Source organism: Legionella micdadei (assembly GCF_000953635.1).
GTDB lineage: Bacteria > Pseudomonadota > Gammaproteobacteria > Legionellales > Legionellaceae > Tatlockia > Tatlockia micdadei.
In genome coordinates this window covers 1,155,253-1,178,510 of sequence record NZ_LN614830.1, presented here as the reverse complement: position 1 = coordinate 1,178,510, position 23,258 = coordinate 1,155,253, and the positions used below count along the sequence as shown (strand labels likewise).

The window sequence follows — 23,258 nt, the reverse complement described above, 5'->3', positions numbered from 1 at the left end:
TGATCAGGTTCAAAACTTGACAAAAGGGGACAATTTTAATACTGTTCAACAGTCTTTGCAAGTTGATTAAGTAAGGTAATGCTGGTCTCATAATCCACCTTTTCATTCATATCCTGGATGATATATTCCCTGATCTTTTCCCTACAAGCGATTGCTTTATCCAGCTGTTTATCATTGCCCTTCGTATAGGCACCAAGTAATATCAGATCTTTGTTTTTTTCATAAATAGAAAGATATTTTTTTAACAATAGCATTTCTTTCATCTGTGATTCGGGAACAATTGCAGGCATGACTCGACTTATGGATGACTCAATATCAATGGCCGGAAATTGACCCGACTCAGCCAACTCTCTGCTCAACACAATATGCCCATCAAGAATAGCCCGCGCCGCATCCGCAATCGGATCTTGCTGATCATCCCCTTCAGTAAGAACCGTGTAAAAAGCTGTTATCGAGCCAGTTCCCGGTTTACCATTTCCTGCTCGTTCTACCAGTTGAGGCAACTTGGCAAAAACGGATGGAGGATAGCCTTTTGTTGCTGGTGGTTCGCCTATGGATAACCCAATTTCACGTTGTGCTTGAGCAAATCGCGTTAAGGAATCCATAAGCAGGAGCACATGTTTCCCTCGGTCACGAAAATATTCAGCTATGCTAGTTGCCACCATTGCACCATGTAAACGCATCAAGGGACTCTCATCAGCGGGTGCGGCTATGACGACTGCCCTCTTTAAACCTTCCTTTCCTAAATTGCTTTCAATAAATTCTTTGACTTCTCTCCCACGCTCACCGATTAAACCGACAACAACTAAATCCGCGGCAGTAAATCGTGTCATCATGCTAAGCAATACTGATTTCCCTACACCTGAACCCGCAAATAAACCTATCCGTTGTCCACGCCCAACCGTTAACAGTCCATTAATCGCCCTGATCCCTACATCCATAGGTGTACTAATTGTTGCCCGTTTGAGCGGGTTGAAGGGGTGGCTAGTTAAGGGATATGTTTCTTCAGTTTTTAACGACCCGCCGTCGTCGATCACTTGACCAGCACCATTCAGCACCCGGCCAAGTAAGGCATTACCTACATTCACTTGGGCAATACGACCACTAGGTATAATCAGCATCCCTGGAGCGATCCCTTGTGTATGCCCTATTGACATGAGGTAGGCATTTTCATCATCAAACCCTACTACTTCGGCTTCGACGTGTTTTTTGTTATTGATTTTTACCCAACAACGTGCCCCGACGGGCTGATGAAAACCGCGTGCTTCCAGTGTTAAACCAATAGCACGACTCACTCGGCCACAACTGATTAACCCCAAATCCGGTTTACTGCGTATTGTTTTTAGTGTCGCATACAATTGCGATGGATAGGCCTTCATTCTGAGTCCATATCATCGTGGTTATCGTTTTGTAGATACGATTTAAGTAAATTCTTAAGACGCGTCTTTACCCTACCGTCTAAATCGCTAAAGTCGCTTTTTAAATAAAAATCACCGCGGGCCAGAGAGGGATCGGGAATAATAAATTGGATTAACTCGGAATCACCGGAAGGCTTAAGCTCATTCATGAGGTAATCCGCATCTTCTGGATTCAGAAGAAGTTGTTTCTTACCTTGCAACAAGGGCAACTCTGGTTTGATGACATCAATTAGAGTCAATAATTTTTCCGGGTGTATAGAGAGCTCAACACCGATGCAAACCTCGCAAATCCATAAAATGGTTTGAACGATTTCTTGGTTTAATTCATTATCAAGCAATTTAGCAGGATGCTGGAGAAGATCAAGCCAATGTGCCAACTCTTGTTGTTTCTTTTGAACATGCGAAGCTGCTTGCTGCAAACCTTCCTGGTAGCCAGCTTTCTTGGCCTCTTCCCGGATAAATTCGCACTCTTTAGCGAGTTCTTCTTCGGAATCAATCGATTCAGTTATTTCAGGTTCAGGACTTTTAATATCCCAGATACTAAAAGATTCTTTATCTTTTTCTTCATACAGCGGTTGAAAATCAGGATTATCCACTTTGAGCTCCCACTTCCCATCAAATCATTTCGTCTCCACCTTTAGTACCCAAAGCAATCTTGCCTTCTTCAGCAAGGCTTCGCGCGATTGCCAAAATATCACGTTGGGCCTTCTCAACTTCACTGACTTTGACAGGGCCTTGCATTTCTAAATCATCTCGCAACAAATCTGCGGCTCGTTTAGACATATTCCCGAAAATTTTTTCTTTTACCGGCTCAGTGGTGCCTTTTAAAGCCAGCATCAACTGTTCCGTAGAAACATCACGCAACAGAATTTGGACGCTGCGGTTATCCATATCCACCAAATTCTCAAATACAAACATTTTGTCTTTAATTTTATTACAGAGCTCTTCATCCCATTGATTAATTTTATCCAATACTTCCGTTTCAATAGACCCTTCAAGAAAGTTAATCACATCAGCCACGCTTTTAATTCCGCCGACAGAAGCAATTTTTCCCACCTTTTGGCCGCTTAGTTGTTTTTCAATAACATGCCCGAGCTCGGAAATGGCTTCTGGCTTAACGGTGTCAATTGTACACATGCGTAATAAGACCTCTGCTCGCTTCTCAGAGGAAAAATAGCTGACTACCTCGGCCGATTGCTCACTGTCGAGATGAATCAATATTGTTGCAATAATTTGTGGGTGTTCATTCCGGATGACATCTGCAATCAAACGGGCATCTAGCCACTTAAGACGATTTAAGCCACTGTCCTTATCGGATACTAAAATCCGATCAATGAAAGGAATCGCATTTTCCTCTCCCAGCGCATTGATCAAAATGGTGCGTAGATAATTTTCGGCATCAACGGTAAGGCTGGTTTGATCTTCAATGGCGTTTAAAAACTCCCCGAGTACACCTTGCATTTTTGCCTTACTGACACTACTCATCGTGGAGATAGCCATCCCCACTTTTTGTACTTGCCGAGGCTCAAGGTGTTTGAGTACTTCGGCAGCATTTTTTTCCCCCATCCCTAATAACAAAATAGCGGCACGTTCGATTCCATCCATAAATTATCCCCGCTCAACCCAAGTTTTAACAACTTGCGCAACCCGTTTCGGCTCCTTATCAACCACTTGGCGCAGTAATGCCAATTGGGATTCATAGTCGCTGGCGTGGGGCAGCATGTCCTGAGCTTTGTAAGTTAGCTCACCTATCTGCTCTTCTTCCTTAACTTCATTCACACCAGCTAAATTTCTAAATAAAGGCCTAAAGAGACCAAAAATAAGTCCCAGTATAAATAATGCAGCACCAGTTTGTTTAATTATCGACCAGAACGAGTCCTTTTGCCAAAAGTGAAGTTCCGGTAATGCGGGAATAGGATCAGGCTTCACAAAATGACTATTCACCACATTGATGCTATCGCCGCGATTTGGATTGAGTCCAATGGCATCCGCGACGAGTAATTTAACTTGTTGCAGTTCGGGAGGCGTGAGGGGTTTAGCAATCATTTTTTTTGTTTTAGGATCAATCACCTGCTTATCATCCACTAATACAGCAACGGTGAGGCGCTTTATCGTACCAGGTTGATTTTTGGTATGACTTATCGTTTTATCCAACTCAAAATTACGCGTACTCTGCGTGCGATAATCACTTGATTCCGTATTGCTTTTAGCGGCGTTCGCTTGCTGATTTCTTGCTTGATTTCCTTGATTCGCACCTTGTGCTCCACGTGCAGGGGCATTATTTTTAGATTGCTGCAAAGCCGCATTGGCAGGCGGTGTATTTGATAACGAACCTGGAACACCCGAAGCCGAACTTCCAGAAGTGCGTTTTTCCTCTACCTTTTGTTCACTACGGAGCGAAGGAAGCTCTGGATTATAACTTTCTTGAGTTTGCTCGAAAGAAGTAAAATCAATGTCCGCTGCCACTTTTGCCCTTACTCGGCCATAGCCTAAAAGCGGCGTTAAAATATCTTGGATTTTTTGCACGTATTGCTGTTCAAGCATCTGACGGTAATCCATAAACCGCTCGGTATTGGTAAATAAAGTTTGTCCGCCACCCTCACTTAGCAATTGGCCATTTTGATCAACAACCGTGACCCTGCTAGCCGAAAGATTAGGAATACTCGAAGCAACGAGGTTAATAATGGAAGCAATGGTTTGTTTTTTTAACTCAACTCCTGAGTAGACATCGATGAAAACTGAGGCACTTGGTTCACGATTATCTCTTACGAACGCCGATTCGCGTGGAATCGCCAGATGAACCCGAGCTGATTTTATGTCATGAAATTGGCTGATAGTCCGTGCTAATTCAGTTTCTAAAGCTTGTTTATAACGCGCATTCTCCATAAATTGGCTGGTATTAAAGGTGCTTTTATCAGCGAACAATTCATAGCCAGTACCATTTCCACGCGGCAATCCTTCTTTAGCTAACTTCATCCGTGCATCTTGAATCTCATCGGCAGTTACCAAAATTTGGCCTTGATTTTTATCTATTTTGAACGGTATGTGATTACGTTGCAAAAGATCAACAACCTCAGCTGCATCACGTGAATTGATTTCATAGTACAAAGGCAGATAATTTGGTTCCCGAGACCATAAGACCACCGCCACACCAATAGCAACGCTGGCGGCCAATCCTGCCAATAGGCCTATTTGCCTAGGAACAGATAACTCAGCAAACCTTGCAGCCGCAGTTGAAGCATTGTCAACCAATGCCATGATTTACTCCTGTAACTAAAAATCCAACTCAACGAGGTAATTACCCACGCCTATCTCGTTTCGACGTCCAGCAACTTGTGCGCGGGATCCATTCATCGAGGGGTCGCTGGATTCCGCGAATTAAACCGCAAACGACGAAGTCCAGTGCTTTTGTACGCCAATTTTATTAATTCATTTCCCATTAAATCGACATATTCATAATATCTTGATAAACATCAACTAATTTATTGCGAACTCGTAAGACAGCTTCAAAGCCTAAATTTGCCTTTTGCGTTGCAATCATGACCTCTCCAATACTCACACTTGGATCTCCAAGTTCATAGCGGCTCTTTAATGCGTCCGCGGATTGATGCAATTGGTTCACATCTCCTAGCGCCCGTTGCAAAACCTCACCAAAAGGCTCCTGCATTGCATTAAACTCAACACTTGAACCTTCAGCCTTAGCTGCCATTAAGCGCATTTGATTTAATAAAGATACGGTATTAACTTCGCTCATATGCTTCCTTACAAAAATATTCAGCAGCTTAACGTTAAACTGCATACCCTTCTTTTCGCATTTTTGCCAATTTATAACGTAAAGTACGTTCGCTAATTCCGAGCATTGCAGCCACTTGTTGGCGATTTCCATGATGCTCTTTCAGCGTTTGTTCAATCAAATCAAATTCATGATTTTGCAAACTTTTGCCGTCATTCTTACACTCTTCTTTATTTTTACTACCCATATGACTCAGGGGTTTGTTTGTTTTTTCTTCAGCATCTTCCATTTCCTCCGAAGGAAGCTGGAGATGGGACACTTCAATAATACCGTTGGTCTGTAAAACTAAAGCGCGCTGCACCACATTATCCAACTCACGCGCATTACCCGGCCAGCTATATTCTAAAAGGGCAAGCTTAGCCTCCTCACTCAGCGCGGGAATTAAAGGATAGTGATTCTGACAATGCCGCCGTATCAAATAATTTGCTAAAGGAATAATATCGCAAACCCGCTCACGCAAGGGTAACCAGTGTAACGGGAACACATTTAACCGATAATATAAATCCTCGCGGAAACGGCCTGCTTTCACCTCTTCAAGTAATTTTCTGTTCGATGTCGCTAAAACTCGAACATCAAGATTAATGAGTTTATTAGCTCCAATCCTTTCCACTTCTTTCTCTTGCAACACCCGCAATAATTTAGCCTGCAAAGCTAAGCTCATTTCGCTTACTTCGTCGAGCAATAACGTGCCTCCTTGAGCCTGTTCAAACTTTCCAGGAGTCGATTTATACGCACCTGTGAATGCCCCTTTCTCATAGCCAAATAAGGTTGCTTCCAGCATTTGTTCAGGAATCGCAGCGCAATTGATTGCAATGAAAGGATGATTTTTGCGTGGTGAATGATCATGAATAAAATGAGCTAGCACTTCCTTACCAGTACCGCTTTCACCACTGATCATGACTCCCACGTCGGATTGAGCCACTTTCAATGCCATCGACAGCAAAGCTTGGCTTTTTGGATCTTGTGCCACTGGTTGGCTATCATCGTCGGTTAAAGCAGGCTTGATGTAGCGGTTTATTTTTTCAGTCAACGCATGGGCACTGAAAGGCTTTTGGAGATAATCCACTGCACCGTGGCGCATAGCAGCGACTGCATCTTCAACTGAACCGTGCGCTGTCATTAAAATGACAGGTACACCCGGATTACGCCGCTGTATTTCAGCAAGTAACTGCTGGCCGTCCATTTTATCCATGCGGATATCGCTTAAGACAATTGCAGGACTATGGCGTTCAAGCATAGCAAGCGCTTCTTTACCATCCTTTGCTGCCAAATAAGAATGCCCCGCAAGATTCATTGTTTCTGCAAGTGCTTCGCGTAAAACGGGATCGTCTTCAACAATTAATACATCACTCATAACCAAGTCCTTTGTTCAAATATTCATTATCCTAAATTTACCCATAAAATCCATGGGTCTTTTACCCAATTATCCTGGTAGATTAATCGTGATACAACTCCCTTTACCTGACGAAGAATCTAATAAAACCTCTCCACCGTGTGCTTTTACTACTGCGTAAACTACAGCTAAACCTAAACCTGTCCCTTGGGCTTTTGTTGTAAAGAAAGGAGAAAACGCTTGTGCCTTAACTTCCTCTGACATACCTACCCCATCATCGGTAATTCTTAGTTGCACCCCTTCCTGCTCATTTCCCTTAACAATCAGGCTAATGCAATTTGCTTGAGCTTGCAAAGCATTAATAATTAAATTTAACACGGCTCCAATCAAAGATTCACGATGTAGCGCTACCACATCCGCTTTGAGTTGGTTTTCAATCACGAGTTGGGCTGATGCGGCTTGAACCAATGGTTGTGCTCTTTCCATCAATTGCTCACACCAATCCTGCATCGAGGTTGGGACAGATTCGAGTGATTCACCTTTAGCAAACAGTAAAAGATCACGAATCTGTTTCTCAATACTGGCATGACAACCTTGCAATTTCATTATCCATTGAGTGTAGCGGGTGTCATTATAAGATAAATTGGCTAAATGCTCAGTGTATAATATTGCTGAGGACAGCGGGGTTCTAATTTGATGGGCCAATTGCGCTGTCATTCTTCCGATGGCTGCTAACCGCCCTTTGTGCGCTCTTGCTTGTTCATAAGCTCGAGTTGCAGTCAAATCGGTCAATGTGACTAATTGCCCGGGTAAACTATTGAGGGAGGAAATAGCCACATGGACTCGGCGTCCATCAGTTAAAGAGACTTCATGGCCATCGTCCTCTCGCGGAGAGAAAGCCGTATGAATGACTTGCCGCCAAGCGATCCCTTTCAACCCGGTACCGAGTAAGCCCTCTGCAGCAGGGTTTAACCAAAGAATATAACCTTGGGCATTAAGCACAACCAAGCCACAAGGTAAACTTGCCAGCATATCGCGTTCTGGCAAATTCACTTCAACCTGTGTCTTTTTCAAAGGTACTTCCGTACACTGCATAATATTGGCCTTAAATGCTTTTGATAGAACCTAAAATTAAAATATAAATATAATCAGATAATTAGTCTATATCTGTTGGCAATTCTCATCTTTGCATTTCGCGCCCGATAAAATTTCAACGACTTTAGCAAGCCATTGTTTATCCTTTTTCCTTATTATTGTATTGGTACGCCCATAGATAATAGCATTCTTCCCACACGGAATATATTTTGTGATTACTTCATTGCACTGTACTGCAAAATAATGCCGATCATCGTTCAATGTTTCTATCTTGTGTGTTGCTAAAAGCTTCCCGAAAGGAATTTGAGTGTTTAGCACAGCGCTTACTATCTTTTCAGGTAATGCGTTGAAATTGATTGTGATAAAAGCTAATTCCACGACAAGTGCATCTTTTTTCACTTGCGCCATTTTGACGTTATTACGAGCGTGATCCCGATCAACCAACATCGTAATCACCCGTGAATAAGTATTTGCTTTTGCATTTTTTAAAACATGGATTGCTCGTATTTGCGGAGTACGGTGATAATACTGCTCTACACCCATAGTCATGAGATGTTGGGTAAGTAGGAAATCATAAGGCGGCGGCAATTTATTTTGATCTACTTCAGTAAAAACAATTACTTCCCCTAAAAATCGATTCATTTGTTCTAATTGATATAATTTGTTTTCTGTGCGGGAAGAGAAATTTGTTTCAGCTACAGCAGTGCCCAGCATAGTAATTGCGATGAAAAAATGAATGGCTTTTTTAACCCTGATTGCATTGGGCATCGCTATCCTTTAGTAACTCAAAATTTTAGAGATTAACCTTTTTATCATATAACCAACAACTGTCATCCACCAAAGGAACAACAGGAGGCGGTGCTTTTTTGCCGAAAATGCTGTAAGAAGGAACATGTTTTTCTGAAGGAGCCCAATAGGCTTGCCTTAATCTGTTTTTCACGGAATCAAAAAGTGTTGTCGTTTTAATCTCCCAAACCAGAAACTCGACAACAGATCTAAGGTTTGGATCCACAGTTCCGGCTCTAAAATAAAAAGACAATGCATCATGCATTCTTTTTTCAGTCGTTGCCCATCTGTCACTTCCCCAATTATACGAAGCAATTTTACCTTGTGCTAAGAGACCACAAATTAGTAGAGATAATCCATCATTTTTTTTCTCATACCATTTAATTAGCCTATTGAATAACCCTTGATTAATGTTTACTGGTAAAGTAACTTGTTCAAAATTGACACCTTGGCTTCCTTCCCTGGCCACAACTTCTTGTACTTTCCTAGTCAGTAACTCTGCCCACACAGTTGACGGCTCAACAACTTCATCATTACTTAAGTAAAAATGCCTAATATTATCGGGCAAAGCTTCGCATAATTTCTCTATTATCGCTTGTTTTGCATCACCAAAGTGATGGCTATCAAAACGAAGTTCCAAGTTTGGAGGTAATTGACTGAGTGCTTCCCTGACTTGAACAGTCGACACCTGCTGTAAATTAGCCCAATGAATTGAAAGAGATGTTAATGTCGCTTTAAGATGTGCTTTTATTAGAGAAAAGAAGGATTGATCGACGGCATTACTAATTTTTATACTAGTTTTTAGCGCCTTAACAGATGGTGGAATAGCGGATAAAACTCTCACTTGCTCGTCGATTTTTTTTCGTTCAAAATTATTCCAACATAAATCAAGTTCAACAATGTGTTCAGGAATCTTACTTAAAAATTTAATCAGTTCCCCCGTATCCATATTCCCTAAATTGTTACCGCTTAAATTCATCTTGGTCACGGTTTTAGGTAAAGCGGATAAAATGGTAATTAGCTCATCGGCACTGTATCGATTGAATTGATTAACACTTAAATTTACTGAATCAACCCCTACTGAAATAGTGCCCAAAAATTCAGCAACCTCATTCGCTGTTTTATGAGCCAATTCATTACCTGATAAATCCAAATTCCGGGCTTTTGGCAAATTGCCCAGGTTAAAATTTCTAAGATTACCTCTGCCGAATTCGTTTCCTCCTAAATCAAGCGTATCCAATGGATGATCAAAATGACTTAAAAATTTGCTAAATTCTGAGGCTGATAATTCCCTTAATTGGTTTCCAGAAATGTCTAAATAAGAAATAGAAGCTATCTTTTCGGGGGAAGGACAATTAAATTTGTCCTTGATGCGCTGCAATCGGTAATACTTCATGTTTCACTCCTGCAGATAAAAATATCGTCATCGTACTGTTTGTTCAATTTAAAGTCAACCAAGCTTAGCCCCCTCACTTCTATTTCAGGGGTGTTCTTAAAAATTTTTCCTTAATATTTCCTTAAGTTATACGTAATATTTCTTTAATAATTTTTATTTAAACTATACAAAATTATGATCAGAATGTGTTTATAAATATGAAAGCAAGACGTGAAGTTCAATTAGTCATAGATACCAAAGAAAACGTTTTAGTTAAATCTCATCAGGGTAAAATAAAATCTGATGGCACAGTCAAACCACTCAAAGGACAAGAAGGCGTTACTTGCACGATTGCTTCGCGTGAAAGATTAAGAATCTTCTACGGTAAAGAAGCAGAAAAAAGCGAGGATTTAAAAGAAATAAATGGAAGAAAAAACGAATTAATCCTTAAAAAAATCAAAAAAATTATGGCGACACAACCCCTGGATTACTCGGCTTTGCTTGAAGAATGTACCCGTGGTTTGGAGCACTTGAGTTTTGATCCAATCACTGAAATTTTCAAACATCCTGATTTTATCCGTAAAAAGACAGAATATTTTCAATCGGGAAAATCGACAACCTCCATTAAATTTTACAACATGGCAGATGATTGTCTTCGGGGTAAATGGGCATTCTTTGCTTTAATGGACAAACTCGATCAGCAATTTGGTTTCGAAAATCTAGATTGGACTATTCAAGATGGATTTGAAGGTTTACAACAGGCACTGCGAGAAAATGGGCAAATCATTTTTCAAGGCAAATACGGCATGTGTTTCCATGGTAGGGCTAACGTTCAATTTCACTCACAAGAAAGTACAACAAGTCGCCAGGTCTATTTCTTTAAAAAAGGCACATTGCATGCCTCAACATGGACCCATTGCGTGATTGTTGATCAAGTCAAACTCATTGATGGTAGGCCATTTGTTTTCTTCAGGGATCCTTATAATGAATCCATCCCAGGTGAACCAGATAAGGCTTATATGCTAAGTTACGAAAGTTTTATTCAACGAATATCGGATAAATACGGTAATGTTGGAGGGCCGGAAACCACTTATGGTTTGGTTATAGAGCAAGCAAAAGCAGTAGGGCTCGATGTAGATGAAGAAAACGCATCGAATCATGAAATTGGGACAGTAACTTCTACCCCGGATTTTGTATAGTATGAGATAAGAACTCAAAAAGAATACGGAGAGCCAGGAGCATGACTGGGCGCCTTATCGTCCACTTTGCTTCTTGTCCTCTGATGGGCTTCTTGAAAAACCCTACCCACATACCCCTGAAATTGTTCAAAAGTAAGTCGAGTATCTTGAGGCATTGGTAGCGTTTCAACAAGCTCTTCTTGAAGAGCTTTTGTCTCGACTAAACTGGTATTTTTATACTCCTCAAAAGTGAAATCCCGAGGATTAATAGTATAATTCGTGAGCTGACTAAAATTGGGGTCAGTGACCTTAGCTTCTAGCATCACTGCAGTGACTGTCTCATGAAGGCTCTGACGGAAAAAATCGCACAACTCAGGGTAACCCATAGTAAGTTCGAAACAATGTCCTCTTAAATCAATGCGCTGCAATGCCCTTAGATTTCTAAAGTTAGGTAACTCGGTGCTTTGAAATTCATTGCTGGAAACATCTAACTCAAGCAATGGAGGAAGGGCACCACAAATTTTATCCATATGGGCAATGAATTTGTTCAATCCATTTGTACTCAGTGATAACGATCGAATGTGCCTAGGAAGATTCTTTAGGAAAACAAGGAACTCTTCTAAGGACAAATTATCAAAATCATTCTGACTCAAATCCAGGTTAATTAGATGAGGCGGAAGAGATTTTAATCCCACGCTAAAAGGTAAGAAATTTGCGGGGGTAACGTTTTGGTTCGATACAGTAAGAAAATTGATATTGGGTGGAATGGCTTTAATAATTTTTTCTTGGGTTTCTTTATTCCCCGCTGCAAGACCAGGCCCTTCTATGCTTAAATGACTAACTTGAGTAGCACTCAACATAGTTAACAATTGACAGATTTTTTCAGTTGACTGCTGGCGGAAACTCGCTGGATTTAAAGTAAATTTGGTCACATGTGGGGGTAAGTTTTTGATAATTTGTGCAACCGTTTTGCAGTCATCCAGTTGGGTTACATCAATTTCTTTAATCGAGTCGGGCATCCCTGTGAACAAGCTTTCAAAATTAATATCATGATTATTCGGATACTGCGTAAGAATTAACGTATTATTGTCAGTAGGGATACCTCTAATTTCGTTGACTAAAAAATCCATTGATCCACTACTTAAATCCAGCGTATAGAATGACATCTATCTTTTCCTGTTTCATTTGCTCATTTTGCTCACATTCTTTGTCAAAATAACTCTTTTTGCAATTTGTTTTACAAAATTATTTTATTCAATCTTTGACTTAACAATATCCATCGCCTGGAATCATTGCTATCATTTATAAACAGAGATAAGCTTTCGCAACTAAAAAAGTAAAACAGCTCATGGAAAATTTACATCATTTTTTGAACTTTATTTTACATATCGATAATTACTTACTCAATTTTGTTTCCACTTATGGCACTTGGACCTATTTAGTCTTATTCCTTATCATTTTTTGTGAAACAGGTTTGGTCGTAACCCCTTTTCTTCCAGGCGATTCTTTACTTTTTGTGGCAGGCAGTATTGCCGCTCAGCCTACTACCCCACTGCACATCATGCTCCTTCTTTTCCTTCTTATCGGAGCATCGATACTGGGTAATCAATTAAATTACTTTATCGGCCGTTTAATTGGACCGCGCATTTTTTCAGCCGAAACTTCCTGGCTATTTAATAAAAACCATTTAATTGAAACCCATCAGTTTTATGAAAAGCACGGTGGCAAGACAATCATTCTTGCCCGTTTTATTCCTATAATCCGTACCTTTGCCCCTTTTGTAGCTGGGATAGGATATATGGGAACTTATCAATTTTCCCTCTACAATATCACCAGCGCACTGCTTTGGATTGGCAGCTTGCTCGGTTTCGGCTATTTTTTAGGCTCATTACCATTCATTAAAGAAAATTTCTCGCTCGTCATTTACGGCATTATTTTACTTTCAGTGACTCCACCTTTTATTGCTTTTGCGTATCGAAAAATAACCCCAAATGGGCGCAATAAATTAGAAACAGAGATTGATAGAAAATTAAACTGAGCTAAGGAGGGATTTAACTAATAAGCGTGTTTATCAGATGAGCGACTAGTTAACCCGATAACCAAGGATACGGATTAAATAATGACAACTGCAATTACTGCAATCGGTACTGCTAACCCTGCTTATAAATACAATCAGAAGAATGTTGCAGAGATTTTAGCTAATTTATTAAATCTCAATCTCGTTAAAAAAAGGCTGCTCAAATCAATTTACAATTCATCAGGAATTGAAAGTCGCTATAGCGTGTTAGCTGATTCCATTGAAACGAAAGATCAATTTACCTTCATACCTAATACACCAGCAGCGGGCTATCCTAGCACCTCAGCCCGAATGGAGATTTATCGTAAAAACGCACTTAACTTAGCCCTAGCAGCAATAGAAAACTGCCTAGTCAATCGACCCGGTTTTAACAGACAGCAAATTACCCATTTAATTACGATTAGCTGCACAGGTATGTATGCTCCTGGGATCGATATCGAGATTATTCAAACATTGAATCTAAATGCAAATGTCAAGCGCACTGCAATTAATTTTATGGGATGCTACGCAGCATTCAACGGCATAAAAACCGCCGATGCCTTTTGCAAAGCGGATAAAAATGCAAAAGTTTTAGTAGTTTGTGTTGAATTATGCACTATTCATCTTCAGCATAAACAAGATTTGGATAACCTTATATCGAATGCAATTTTTGCTGACGGTGCAAGCTGCGCGCTTGTTGAAGCTGAGCCTCAGCAGGAAAAATATTTTAGCTTAGAGACTTTTCATTGTGATTTGCTTCCTCAAAGCACAAAAGAAATGGCGTGGCACATTGGTGATCATGGTTTTGATATGGTACTTACTTCTTACGTACCCCAGGCCATTAAATCGGGGATAGCAGCCTTCACTCACAACCTTATTGCCCAAAAAAAATTAACCCCTGAAATGATAGATATTTTTGCAATTCACCCAGGGGGAATTAAGATTCTGCAAGCTTGTGAAGAAGCTTTGGCTATTTCAAAGCAAAAAATCAAATATTCTTACGATGTATTACGCCAATTCGGCAACATGTCTTCTGCAACGATCTTGTTCGTTTTAAAAAGTATCTGGGATGAAATTAAACCACATACCGGTCACAACAAAATGATATTTAGCTGTGCTTTTGGCCCTGGATTAACTTTGGAATCCATGCTGCTCAAAATTAAGCACGGTAAAGGAGATCAAAGCCATCTGTAAGGATGGGAATTGCTCAGGTTCCCGATGTTGGATTTGGTACACCAGATTTTGAATATTGGTTGCGAGAATACATGGTAAAAATCGCTGTTTGATGCAAGTAGTTTTTGCTCGGTTTTCTCGCAAGATGAGCCGTTTCCTGATAGGGCTGCTCTATCACTGAAGAAGCGAATAGGAACGGGCGTACTTGTATCCGCTTGCTCATACTCATGGAGGGCTTGGTTAATTTTGCCCACTGATATTTATTTTTTGCCAGCTTCCTCATCCAATTTCCGTAAAAACGCCATCTTTTCGGCAATTTTAGCCTCCAAGCCTCTGGAAACAGGCTCATACCAATCTGGTTCTTTCATTCCATCTGGAAGATAGCTTTCACCGGCAGCATAGGCATACGGTTCATCATGTGCATAACGATAAGCATGTCCATATCCGAGATCTTTCATTAATTTCGTTGGCGCATTGCGCAAATGAATGGGAACTTCCCGGGATTTATCCTGTTTTACAAAGGCCATTGCCTTGTTAAATGCCACATAACCAGCATTACTCTTCGCTGCCATGGCCAGATAAATGACAGCTTGCCCCAATGCAAGCTCACCCTCGGGGGAACCTAGGCGTTCATAAGTCGCTGCAGCATCATTAGCAAGTTGCATTGCCCTCGGATCAGCAAGACCAATATCTTCCCAGGCCATTCGGATAATTCGACGTGTAAGATACAGCGGATCTACCCCTCCATCAAGCATTCGGCATAGCCAATAAAGTGCAGCATCAGGGCTAGAACCACGCACTGATTTGTGCAGAGCCGAGATTTGATCGTAAAAATTCTCTCCCCCCTTGTCAAAACGGCGGCTAGCTGGACTTAATGCATTCCGGATGAGATCCGCTGTCACCTTTGCTTGGCCTTGCGCCTGTGCCACATTGTCAATCTGCTCTAACAAGTTGAGCAATCGGCGAGCATCACCATCAGCATAATGCACAAGATGTCCTATTGCTTCTTCATCAAACTGCAGATGAGCAAGAACTTGCTCCTGTGCACGCTTTATTAATTGTTTTAAATCCCCTTCATTTAAGGGTTTTAAAACATAGACCTGTGCCCGAGAAAGTAGCGCTGAGTTTACTTCGAAAGAAGGATTTTCAGTCGTAGCGCCGATAAACGTAATTAAGCCAGATTCAGTATAAGGAAGTAACGCATCCTGCTGAGATTTATTAAATCGATGAATTTCATCGATAAACAAAATTGTGTGTCTGTGTTGGCTAAGATAATGCTTTGCTTGTTCAACTGCTGCACGAATATCTTTAACTCCAGAAAAAACAGCTGAGAGGGCAATCCATTCGCAATCAAAAGCACTCGCGCTTAACCGAGCCAGAGTTGTTTTACCAGTGCCAGGTGGCCCCCATAAAATCATGGAATGGGGTTTTCCTGATTCAAAGGCAAGCCGTAATGCCTTCCCTTCACCAAGTAAATGATCTTGGCCAATTACATCGTCCCAGTGTTTTGGTCGTAATAATTCAGCAAGTGGCGGCTTTGGTTGCGTGTCAAATAGACTCATTGTTGAACCACATCTGTACCCTTAGGAGGCTTAAACTGGAATAAGCTTGCTGCAACTTTAGGATTAGATTTCACATTAGATAAACTCACAATCGTGTGTTGACCTAATTGATCAAACATTTCAATTGTACTCAATGTGTTTTGATTAAAGATCAACTTTAGCCGTTGGAAATTCGCTTTATTGGATTTGGAGCGCAAATCATAAGATTGCTTTGTACCTGAAACACTTTCAGTAACCTCGAAATCTCGTGTCACCGTGTTGTCGTAACCACTCAAAAACAACGCGGCAGTACCTTCTAAGCTTGCGTCCTGCTTTTTTACAGTCACTTGTTCCAAATCAACATCGTAAACCCATATTTTTTGGCCGTCAGCAACAACAAGTTGCTCCATAGGGTCTTTGGTTTGCCAGCGAAAACGCCCTGGGCGCTCTAACGCCATAGTACCTGAGGAACGTGATATTTCCCGCTCTCTGGTTTTAACAATTTGTTTAAACGTAGCAGTTAAACTACGCATTGCATTGAGCTTAGTTTGTAACGTATCTGCCGCGGATTCACAAAAAGCAGCATGAGCAAAGACAACTAATGCGAGTAGGACAATTTTTCTCATTTCTAATCCTCTGTTACTGTAGACACCAATACATCTCTAAAACCTCCGTCCAGAGGCCCTACAATACCGGTTCGTTCCATTTCTTCAATTAAACGCGCTGCACGGTTATAGCCTATTTTTAAGCGGCGTTGCACCGCCGATATGCTTGCTTTCCTAGTTTGGATGACGAATTCCACAGCTTGATCATAGAGCGGATCAGCTTCTTCTGTATCCTGCCCTCCTTCGTCAGCAAACCCGCTACCATCGGTATCATTAAGAATTTTAGTAATTTCGTCGATGTATTCAGGTTCACCACGCGCACGCCAATCATCTGCAATCCGGTGTACCTCTTTATCATCCACAAAAGCACCATGCACACGTAATGGTGCGCCACTTCCTGGGGCTAAATACAGCATATCCCCATGACCTAATAATTGTTCAGCCCCTTGTTGATCAAGAATAGTACGGGAATCAATTTTCGAAGACACCTGAAAGGAAATTCGCGTCGGTATGTTAGATTTGATCAATCCCGTCAATACATCAACCGAAGGCCGTTGGGTAGCTAGGATTAAATGGATGCCTGCTGCCCGCGCTTTTTGTGCGATGCGGGCAATGAGTTGCTCTACTTTCTTACCCACCACCATCATCATATCAGCCAACTCATCAATGATAACTACGATGTAAGGTAAGGTGTTTAATTCTGGCGCGCTCTCACTCATTGAATCAATCGCCTTCCATAAAGGATCGAGTAAGGGCTCGCCTTTTGCTGCCGATTCTGTAATTTTTGCATTGAAGCCCGCTAAATTTCTTACCCCAAGGGCTGCCATCAACCGGTAACGCCTCTCCATTTCTCCAACGCACCAACGTAAAGCAGATGCCGCTTCTTTCATGTCAGTGACTACAGGGGTTAAAAGATGGGGGATGCCATCATAAACGGATAACTCAAGCATTTTAGGATCGACCATGATCAGACGAACCTCTTGAGGTGTCGACTTAAATAAAAGACTTAAAATCATGGCGTTAATACCAACAGATTTTCCTGAACCCGTTGTTCCTGCAACCAGTAGATGCGGCATTTTTGCCAAATCAACTACCATGGGATGACCCGCTATATCGACCCCTAACGCAAGCGTAAGCGGTGAATGGGCTTGCTGATACACATCTGCCGAGAGTACTTCTGACAAACGGACCATTTCTCGATGCTGATTGGGCAATTCCAAGCCAACTACTGTTTTCCCCGGAATTACTTCGACAACCCGCACGCTTGTTACTGATAAAGAACGCGCCAAATCTTTTGCTAATGCGGAAAGTTTTGATACCTTAATACCGGCTGCTAATTGCAATTCAAAACGCGTAATAACCGGTCCGGGATGGACAGCAACCACGTCTGCTTGAATCCCAAAATCGAGCAGATGCTGCTCAACTTCACGTGATAAAGACTCTAATTCCTGATGGGTGTATCCCCCCATCGCTTTCCCAGGCTGCCCTTTATCCAAAAGATTCAAGGATGGCAAGCTGCCTACTGCTTGAGACAAGGATTTCAATGCTCGTACTTCTTTTACGCTTTCTTTCGGTGGCTTCAAGGCAGGTGCAACAGGGGCATTTACTGATGGCGTAATCATTGGCATTATTGCTGGGGCAATAGCCGAAGTAACTGTTTCGGTGTTTGCAGATGGCATTAAAATAGGTACCGGTTTTTCTTTCGAAAGCTTAACGTCGCTTTCCTTCTTAATGCCAGGGAGTTTCGGCTCTGCTTTGGCCAAAATTTTGGGCTGTTCATGCCCCTTAATGTGTTTTATTTTTGCCCGTACCAGGCGAGAGCTGGCAATTAAATTCCGTATGCTCCAATGGCAAAAACCTAAAGCATACGAACCCAGCGATTCGACTGCAAGAATCCATGAAAGACCCGTTAACAGTGTTATACCGACTAAAAGAATAGCGAATAAAAGCAGGTTTGCCCCCTGCATGTTTAACGCGTATTCAAATCCTTCAGAAACGAATTTTCCAAGAACACCGCCTGCACTATGGTAAGCATCCAAAGGTTCAATTTGCGGTTCTAAGCTTAACAAGCCGCATCCACCAATCATCGAAAAAACTAAGCCGCTAGCCCGCAACCCGATTGCAGGTCTATTTACCATTTTTAAGGCACGATGATCTTTTAGAACCAACCAAGCAATATAAGCGATACATATTGGTAAAAGAAAAGCGAAATAACCAAACATGAAATAAAACGTGTCAGCAATATAGGCACCCACTTGGCCTCCTGCATTGGCGACTTCCGTATTTGCTTTACTCACATGCGACCAACTCGGATCGCTTAATTCATAGCTACTTAAGGAAAGCAAGACAAACAAAGCACAAGCAGTAATGAGGATAAAACTCCCTTCGCTGACTCGTTTGAGCAGAAAAGGGGGCAAGTTTTTCTTAGAATTTTTTGCCTGGTTACCCACTTGATGTTTTCCCATAGGTATTTAAATGTGTGGTATTTTGTCATAATATCAGCAATCTTAACATAACTAATGAGGAAGGCAGAGATAATGGGCAAAAGCAACCACCATCGCTTGATAATTCTTGGCTCAGGCCCTGCTGGATACACTGCTGCTGTTTACGCTGCTCGCGCCAATTTGAATCCTGTGTTGATTACCGGTATGCAACCTGGTGGTCAATTAACCACAACAACCGACGTCGATAACTGGCCTGGTGATGTTGAAGGCCTGCTGGGGCCAGTGTTAATGGAGCGCATGCAACAACATGCCGAACGCTTTGAGACCAAAATTATCTTTGATCATATTGTCAGTGCTGATTTACAGCAACGTCCTTTTACGCTGCAAGGGGATAGCGAAACTTATACCTGCGATGCTTTAATCATTGCCACCGGTGCTTCAGCACGTTATTTGGGCTTAGAATCAGAAAAGGCCTACCAAGGCCGCGGCGTATCTGCTTGTGCAACTTGTGATGGTTTTTTTTACCGCAATAAAGCGGTTTGTGTTGTTGGCGGCGGAAATACCGCTGTTGAAGAAGCCCTATATTTGTCGAACATTGCCTCCACAGTAACCCTTATCCATCGCCGCGATAGCTTGCGTTCTGAGAAAATCTTGCAAGATAAGTTATTTGAAAAGGCAAAAACAGGCAATATCAAGTTACTTTGGCATCACGTTGTTGACGAAGTACTTGGCGACGGAATGAAAGTCACCGGGGTACGCGTCCAAAGTGTACTTGATCATACCACGCAAGAACTTAGTTTTGATGGTGTTTTTATTGCAATTGGCCATGACCCAAATACAGCTTTATTTAAAGGCCAGCTCGAAATGAAAGACGGTTATCTTATGATCAATTCCGGTCTCAATGGTATGGCAACCGCAACAAATATCCCTGGTGTTTTTGCGTGTGGCGATGTTGCTGATCATGTTTATCGACAAGCGATTACTTCGGCCGGTTTTGGCTGTATGGCTGCTTTAGATGCTGAAAAGTATTTGGATTCATGCTCATAAGGGTGGAGCGTTTGGCCTACATTTGAATAGCTCCGAAAAATTGGGTCGACAACAACACTCGGCTAGCATTGAAGTAACAAGGAGATAACTATCCCACTTCCAACATTGCTGAATAAGGATAATCTAGACTTTCCGAACCCAGAACAAAGTGATCCTCATGGCCTCGTTGCTATAGGTGGCGATCTATCGCCACAGCGCCTATTAACAGCCTATAAACACGGTATTTTCCCATGGTATGAACCAGGGAGCCCTATCCTCTGGTGGTCGCCAAACCCTAGGCTTATTTTAAAACCAAACCACTTTAAGTTATCCCGCAGCCTGGCACAATCACTGAAAAAGCCACATTTATTCACTATCGATAAAGCCTTCACTGATGTCATTTCTTCTTGTGCACGAGCGGAAGGCCGAATTAACCACACGTGGATTACTGATGAAATGCAAGAAGCTTATACGAAGCTTCATATCCTGGGGTATGCACATTCTTTTGAAATATGGTCAGATAACAGTCTAGCGGGTGGTTTATATGGACTCAACCTTGGACATGCTTTTTTTGGGGAATCAATGTTCCATCGTCAGCGGGATGCTTCAAAGATGGCTATGTATTACCTTTGCCGGACTCTTGCTTCCTGGCAATTTGATTTCATTGATTGCCAATTACCAACAGCCCACTTACAAAGCCTTGGTGCGGAGGTCATTAATCGACCGGAATTCCTACATCTTTTAGAAAATGCCTTAGCACACCCCACTCGCCAAGGTCTTTGGACATCTTTTTCGTGACTAAACAATACGCCATTGCCATTTTTCTCAATTTAGTGCACTATCTGCGATTTATTCGGACTATTTTTTTGAGAGGCTCATGGCAAAAGAAGATCACATTGAGATGCTGGGTACAGTTATTGACACCCTACCAAACACTATGTTTCGCGTAGAACTGGAGAATGGCCACATTGTAACGGCTCACATTTCAGGCCGTATGCGCAAAAATTATATTCGCATACTTACTGGCGATAAAGTAAAAGTGGAATTAACTCCTTATGACTTAACCAAAGGACGTATTATTTTTAGGGATAAGGGTTAAAACTGGTGCCGTCATTGCGGGCATACTGCTTCGCAATGACGAAGGAAATGTTTAACCAATAACCGACCTATTAATGACCCGCAACCATCATTTCTTCGATCAACACTGAGCCACAACGTGTCGAAATGTTAGGATTAATATCATTCCCCACTGCAGCGATAATCTTAAACATCTCCTTTAAATTACTTGCGATAGTTATTTCTTCAACCGGGTATTGAATTTTGCCGTTCTCAATCCAAAATCCTGCTGCCCCACGGGAATAATCGCCGGTCAAACCATTTACACCCTGCCCCATTAATTCGGTGACTAATAAACCTTTGTCCATTTTTTTTATTAATTCTGGTAAATCGCCAGCCGTGGGATCAATTGTTAGATTATGGACCCCACCACTATTAGCAGTTGTTTTTAATCCTAAGCGACGAGCTGAGTAACTGCCTAAAACATATTGACGGATGATGCCATCTTCGACAAAAACATTATTTCGTGTTGGGACTCCCTCGCCATCGAAAGGTGAACTCCCTAACCCCCCTAAAAGATAAGGTTGTTCATAAATTTTAAATCCTTGGGGAAAGACTTGCTGTCCGATCGAATCCAATAAAAACGAATTTTTGCGATATAAATTTGCGCCATTAATTGCACCAATAAAACTGGAAAAAAGACTACTGGAAATACGTGAGGAAAATAATACAGGCACTTTTTGCGTTTTTATTTTTTTAGCACCCAAACGGCTTGTTGTTCTTTCAACAGCTGTTTTCGCAAGCAATTCCAATGCGGCTAGTTGATTAGGATTTCTCGCGGTGGTGTAGTCATAATCTCGTTGCATGGATTTCCCTTTTTTCGCAACCAAGGAACAGCTTATGCTGTGTCGGGTGCTTTGAATGATGCCTTCTCCTCCGTAGGTATTGGCAAATCCATTACAAAACTCGTAAGTTGAAAAATTAACACCGTCTGAATTAGTAATGCGTTTATCCAAAGACAACGCGTGGGCTTCACAAGCTAAAGCCTGCTCTATGGCTTGTGGCGGCTCAATATCCCAGGGGTGAAAAAGATCCAGATCAGGGTAACGGTTAGTCATTAATTCGCGATCAGCTAAGCCAAAGCAAGGATCTTCAGCGCTAACTCGTGCAATATCGATCGCTGCATTCACCAAAGTATCCAAAGCCGCTGACGAAGTATCGGTACTGCTCGCCCCCCCTTTCCGATGGCCGATATAAACAACTAAGCTCACCCCTTTATCTTCGCTAAAAGCCACTGTTTCAACTTCGCCCATCCGTACATCAACCGAATATCCGCTGTCATGATTTACAGAAACCATTGCATCTGTTGCCCCTTTGGCATGTGCTCGAGCTAAAACATCTTGCATTAATTCAGCTAATTTTCGGGTTGACTTAACTACTACTCTATTGTTATTTTCCGGTAATGTTTGCATGGTGGTTCTGCCGCTATCAAGTTTGTTATAAGGATACAAGATTAATATGCCCAGGCAAACCATTGTTTCTTTAAAATGGCTGACCCGAGTCTTCCAAATTTTAATGACTTCTTCCTTATTGCTTTTAGCGACTTATGCCCACTGCTCGGATGACTGGCGAACTCTTGCGCCGGGCATCGAGTATCAAGATCTTGATGGTAATTTCCTAACCCCTTGGTCACATATTCATGCCTTTCGCATTGATTTAAAAGAGAATGAATTATCACTCATCTCGGCTAAAGATTTATCTCGCGATCATGCTTCTGTTGACGAGTATGCACAACACAGTAACGCATTGTTAGCGATTAATGGCGGCTTCTTTGATAATAATTACAAACCCCTTGGCCTTAGGATTTATAATAACCATCAACATAGTCCTCCTAAACATATCAGTTGGTGGGGAATTTTTTATATTAAAAATCAAAGGGCTTATTTAACCAATATCAGTCAATATCATCCTAGCAGCCAAATTGATTTTGCCATCCAAAGCGGCCCACGATTGCTAATTAACAATCGTATCCCACCTCTAAAGCCAGGAAGGGCAGAGCGCTCAGCTTTATGCATTACCCATGATGGCCACGTTATCATTTTAGTCACTGATAATTTACCTTTATCGACCACCGAACTTGCACAAATTATGAAAGCCCAGCCTCTAAGTTGTGAAAATGCCCTTAATCTTGATGGGGGTAGTTCAAGTCAGTTACGCGCCAATGTAGGTTCTTTTCAGCTCGAAGTTCATGGTTTTTCCAATGTCAGCGATGCGGTGATTGTTAGACCTCGTAGGTAGGCAGCCCCCTTAAAATTTTAGAAAATTAAACTCCACAAATTATCCACAGGTTTTCCCAAATTTATTCCCTTGACCTGAACT

General features: G+C 41.7%; 21 protein-coding genes. 7 read left to right on the top strand and 14 right to left on the bottom strand.

Annotation, left to right across the window (positions count from 1 at the left end; genetic code table 11):
- Window positions 1–35 precede the first annotated feature (35 nt).
- The 9 genes from fliI to LMI_RS05235 all read right to left on the bottom strand — a co-directional run bounded on the left by fliI (window position 36) and on the right by LMI_RS05235 (window position 9,821).
- Window positions 36–1,379 (bottom strand): flagellar protein export ATPase FliI, encoded by a 1,344-nt coding sequence (gene fliI, locus LMI_RS05275; RefSeq protein ID WP_045098859.1) that lies wholly within the window; start codon window positions 1,377–1,379, stop codon window positions 36–38.
- The gene (locus tag LMI_RS05270; protein WP_045098858.1) at window positions 1,376–2,014 is read right to left on the bottom strand and encodes a FliH/SctL family protein; all 639 of its coding nucleotides are present in this window, start codon (window positions 2,012–2,014) and stop codon (window positions 1,376–1,378) included. Before LMI_RS05270 ends, fliI begins: the two co-directional genes overlap by 4 nt.
- A 19-nt stretch (window positions 2,015–2,033) precedes the next feature.
- On the bottom strand, window positions 2,034–3,023 hold the full coding sequence (fliG, locus tag LMI_RS05265; RefSeq protein ID WP_045098857.1) for a flagellar motor switch protein FliG: 990 nt from the start codon (window positions 3,021–3,023) through the stop codon (window positions 2,034–2,036).
- A 3-nt stretch (window positions 3,024–3,026) separates the two neighbouring features.
- Window positions 3,027–4,676, bottom strand: coding sequence for a flagellar basal-body MS-ring/collar protein FliF (gene fliF / locus LMI_RS05260; RefSeq protein ID WP_045098856.1), 1,650 nt, complete (start codon window positions 4,674–4,676; stop codon window positions 3,027–3,029).
- 181 nt (window positions 4,677–4,857) lie between these two features.
- Window positions 4,858–5,172 carry a flagellar hook-basal body complex protein FliE gene (gene fliE / locus LMI_RS05255; protein ID WP_045100585.1) on the bottom strand — a complete coding sequence of 105 codons (315 nt, stop codon included), beginning with the start codon at window positions 5,170–5,172 and terminating at the stop codon, window positions 4,858–4,860.
- A 34-nt stretch (window positions 5,173–5,206) separates the two neighbouring features.
- Window positions 5,207–6,565 (bottom strand): sigma-54-dependent transcriptional regulator, encoded by a 1,359-nt coding sequence (locus LMI_RS05250; RefSeq protein ID WP_045098855.1) that lies wholly within the window; start codon window positions 6,563–6,565, stop codon window positions 5,207–5,209.
- Between the two features lie 69 nt (window positions 6,566–6,634).
- Complete coding sequence (locus LMI_RS05245; RefSeq protein ID WP_045098854.1) at window positions 6,635–7,639, bottom strand: sensor histidine kinase; 1,005 nt, start codon at window positions 7,637–7,639, stop codon at window positions 6,635–6,637.
- A 66-nt stretch (window positions 7,640–7,705) separates the two neighbouring features.
- The gene (locus LMI_RS05240; protein WP_074454203.1) at window positions 7,706–8,407 is read right to left on the bottom strand and encodes a hypothetical protein; all 702 of its coding nucleotides are present in this window, start codon (window positions 8,405–8,407) and stop codon (window positions 7,706–7,708) included.
- Window positions 8,408–8,432: 25 nt separating this feature from the next.
- Window positions 8,433–9,821 carry a leucine-rich repeat domain-containing protein gene (locus LMI_RS05235; RefSeq protein WP_045098853.1) on the bottom strand — a complete coding sequence of 463 codons (1,389 nt, stop codon included), beginning with the start codon at window positions 9,819–9,821 and terminating at the stop codon, window positions 8,433–8,435.
- 197 nt (window positions 9,822–10,018) lie between these two features.
- On the opposite strand from LMI_RS05235, the gene LMI_RS05230 reads away from it, so the two are divergent.
- Entirely contained in the window at window positions 10,019–10,999 is a 981-nt protein-coding gene (locus tag LMI_RS05230) for a hypothetical protein (protein ID WP_045098852.1), read from the top strand.
- A gap of 14 nt (window positions 11,000–11,013) precedes the next feature.
- On the opposite strand, the gene LMI_RS05225 is transcribed toward LMI_RS05230, so the two are convergent.
- The gene (locus tag LMI_RS05225; protein ID WP_045098851.1) at window positions 11,014–12,144 is read right to left on the bottom strand and encodes a leucine-rich repeat domain-containing protein; all 1,131 of its coding nucleotides are present in this window, start codon (window positions 12,142–12,144) and stop codon (window positions 11,014–11,016) included.
- Between the two features lie 182 nt (window positions 12,145–12,326).
- Between LMI_RS05225 and LMI_RS05220 the strand changes: the two genes are divergently transcribed.
- Together LMI_RS05220 and LMI_RS05215 are read left to right on the top strand one after the other, a co-directional pair.
- The gene (locus tag LMI_RS05220; protein WP_045098850.1) at window positions 12,327–13,016 is read left to right on the top strand and encodes a DedA family protein; all 690 of its coding nucleotides are present in this window, start codon (window positions 12,327–12,329) and stop codon (window positions 13,014–13,016) included.
- Window positions 13,017–13,097: 81 nt separating this feature from the next.
- On the top strand, window positions 13,098–14,228 hold the full coding sequence (locus tag LMI_RS05215; RefSeq protein WP_045098849.1) for a type III polyketide synthase: 1,131 nt from the start codon (window positions 13,098–13,100) through the stop codon (window positions 14,226–14,228).
- 239 nt (window positions 14,229–14,467) lie between these two features.
- Here LMI_RS05215 and LMI_RS05210 read toward each other — a convergent pair whose 3' ends face one another.
- The 3 genes from LMI_RS05210 to LMI_RS05200 are packed head-to-tail and all read right to left on the bottom strand — an operon-like array spanning window position 14,468 to window position 18,818.
- The gene (locus tag LMI_RS05210) at window positions 14,468–15,769 is read right to left on the bottom strand and encodes a replication-associated recombination protein A (RefSeq protein ID WP_045098848.1); all 1,302 of its coding nucleotides are present in this window, start codon (window positions 15,767–15,769) and stop codon (window positions 14,468–14,470) included.
- Window positions 15,766–16,374 (bottom strand): outer membrane lipoprotein periplasmic chaperone LolA, encoded by a 609-nt coding sequence (gene lolA / locus LMI_RS05205; protein WP_045098847.1) that lies wholly within the window; start codon window positions 16,372–16,374, stop codon window positions 15,766–15,768. Before lolA ends, LMI_RS05210 begins: the two co-directional genes overlap by 4 nt.
- Before the next feature lie 2 nt (window positions 16,375–16,376).
- Window positions 16,377–18,818 carry a DNA translocase FtsK gene (locus tag LMI_RS05200; RefSeq protein ID WP_045098846.1) on the bottom strand — a complete coding sequence of 814 codons (2,442 nt, stop codon included), beginning with the start codon at window positions 18,816–18,818 and terminating at the stop codon, window positions 16,377–16,379.
- Window positions 18,819–18,890: 72 nt separating this feature from the next.
- On the opposite strand from LMI_RS05200, the gene trxB reads away from it, so the two are divergent.
- The 3 genes from trxB to infA all read left to right on the top strand — a co-directional run bounded on the left by trxB (window position 18,891) and on the right by infA (window position 20,922).
- The gene (gene trxB / locus LMI_RS05195; RefSeq protein ID WP_045098845.1) at window positions 18,891–19,844 is read left to right on the top strand and encodes a thioredoxin-disulfide reductase; all 954 of its coding nucleotides are present in this window, start codon (window positions 18,891–18,893) and stop codon (window positions 19,842–19,844) included.
- 105 nt (window positions 19,845–19,949) lie between these two features.
- Window positions 19,950–20,621, top strand: a complete 672-nt coding sequence (gene aat, locus LMI_RS05190; RefSeq protein WP_416419540.1) for a leucyl/phenylalanyl-tRNA--protein transferase — start codon at window positions 19,950–19,952, stop codon at window positions 20,619–20,621.
- A 79-nt stretch (window positions 20,622–20,700) separates the two neighbouring features.
- Window positions 20,701–20,922: a translation initiation factor IF-1 gene (gene infA / locus LMI_RS05185; RefSeq protein ID WP_045098844.1), complete on the top strand. Its 222-nt coding sequence runs from the start codon at window positions 20,701–20,703 to the stop codon at window positions 20,920–20,922.
- A gap of 70 nt (window positions 20,923–20,992) precedes the next feature.
- Here infA and pmbA read toward each other — a convergent pair whose 3' ends face one another.
- Window positions 20,993–22,351: a metalloprotease PmbA gene (gene pmbA, locus LMI_RS05180; protein WP_045098843.1), complete on the bottom strand. Its 1,359-nt coding sequence runs from the start codon at window positions 22,349–22,351 to the stop codon at window positions 20,993–20,995.
- 46 nt (window positions 22,352–22,397) lie between these two features.
- On the opposite strand from pmbA, the gene LMI_RS05175 reads away from it, so the two are divergent.
- A complete protein-coding gene (locus LMI_RS05175) occupies window positions 22,398–23,177 on the top strand; it encodes a phosphodiester glycosidase family protein (protein WP_052679460.1) in 780 nt (259 codons plus the stop codon).
- Window positions 23,178–23,258 lie beyond the last annotated feature (81 nt).

What these genes read in the sequence shown, in the direction of transcription:
- LMI_RS05225 (WP_045098851.1), bottom strand. Translation starts at nt 12,144, where the DNA reads ATGTCATTCTATACGCTGGATTTAAGTAGTGGATCAATGGATTTTTTA.
- infA (WP_045098844.1), top strand. Translation starts at nt 20,701, where the DNA reads ATGGCAAAAGAAGATCACATTGAGATGCTGGGTACAGTTATTGACACC.
- trxB (WP_045098845.1), top strand. Translation starts at nt 18,891, where the DNA reads ATGGGCAAAAGCAACCACCATCGCTTGATAATTCTTGGCTCAGGCCCT.
- LMI_RS05200 (WP_045098846.1), bottom strand. Translation starts at nt 18,818, where the DNA reads ATGGGAAAACATCAAGTGGGTAACCAGGCAAAAAATTCTAAGAAAAAC.
- LMI_RS05240 (WP_074454203.1), bottom strand. Translation starts at nt 8,407, where the DNA reads ATGCCCAATGCAATCAGGGTTAAAAAAGCCATTCATTTTTTCATCGCA.
- LMI_RS05175 (WP_052679460.1), top strand. Translation starts at nt 22,398, where the DNA reads ATGCCCAGGCAAACCATTGTTTCTTTAAAATGGCTGACCCGAGTCTTC.
- LMI_RS05215 (WP_045098849.1), top strand. Translation starts at nt 13,098, where the DNA reads ATGACAACTGCAATTACTGCAATCGGTACTGCTAACCCTGCTTATAAA.
- LMI_RS05235 (WP_045098853.1), bottom strand. Translation starts at nt 9,821, where the DNA reads ATGAAGTATTACCGATTGCAGCGCATCAAGGACAAATTTAATTGTCCT.
- pmbA (WP_045098843.1), bottom strand. Translation starts at nt 22,351, where the DNA reads ATGCAAACATTACCGGAAAATAACAATAGAGTAGTAGTTAAGTCAACC.
- fliI (WP_045098859.1), bottom strand. Translation starts at nt 1,379, where the DNA reads ATGAAGGCCTATCCATCGCAATTGTATGCGACACTAAAAACAATACGC.
- LMI_RS05245 (WP_045098854.1), bottom strand. Translation starts at nt 7,639, where the DNA reads ATGCAGTGTACGGAAGTACCTTTGAAAAAGACACAGGTTGAAGTGAAT.
- fliF (WP_045098856.1), bottom strand. Translation starts at nt 4,676, where the DNA reads ATGGCATTGGTTGACAATGCTTCAACTGCGGCTGCAAGGTTTGCTGAG.
- LMI_RS05250 (WP_045098855.1), bottom strand. Translation starts at nt 6,565, where the DNA reads ATGAGTGATGTATTAATTGTTGAAGACGATCCCGTTTTACGCGAAGCA.
- LMI_RS05210 (WP_045098848.1), bottom strand. Translation starts at nt 15,769, where the DNA reads ATGAGTCTATTTGACACGCAACCAAAGCCGCCACTTGCTGAATTATTA.
- LMI_RS05230 (WP_045098852.1), top strand. Translation starts at nt 10,019, where the DNA reads ATGAAAGCAAGACGTGAAGTTCAATTAGTCATAGATACCAAAGAAAAC.
- fliG (WP_045098857.1), bottom strand. Translation starts at nt 3,023, where the DNA reads ATGGATGGAATCGAACGTGCCGCTATTTTGTTATTAGGGATGGGGGAA.
- fliE (WP_045100585.1), bottom strand. Translation starts at nt 5,172, where the DNA reads ATGAGCGAAGTTAATACCGTATCTTTATTAAATCAAATGCGCTTAATG.
- lolA (WP_045098847.1), bottom strand. Translation starts at nt 16,374, where the DNA reads ATGAGAAAAATTGTCCTACTCGCATTAGTTGTCTTTGCTCATGCTGCT.
- LMI_RS05220 (WP_045098850.1), top strand. Translation starts at nt 12,327, where the DNA reads ATGGAAAATTTACATCATTTTTTGAACTTTATTTTACATATCGATAAT.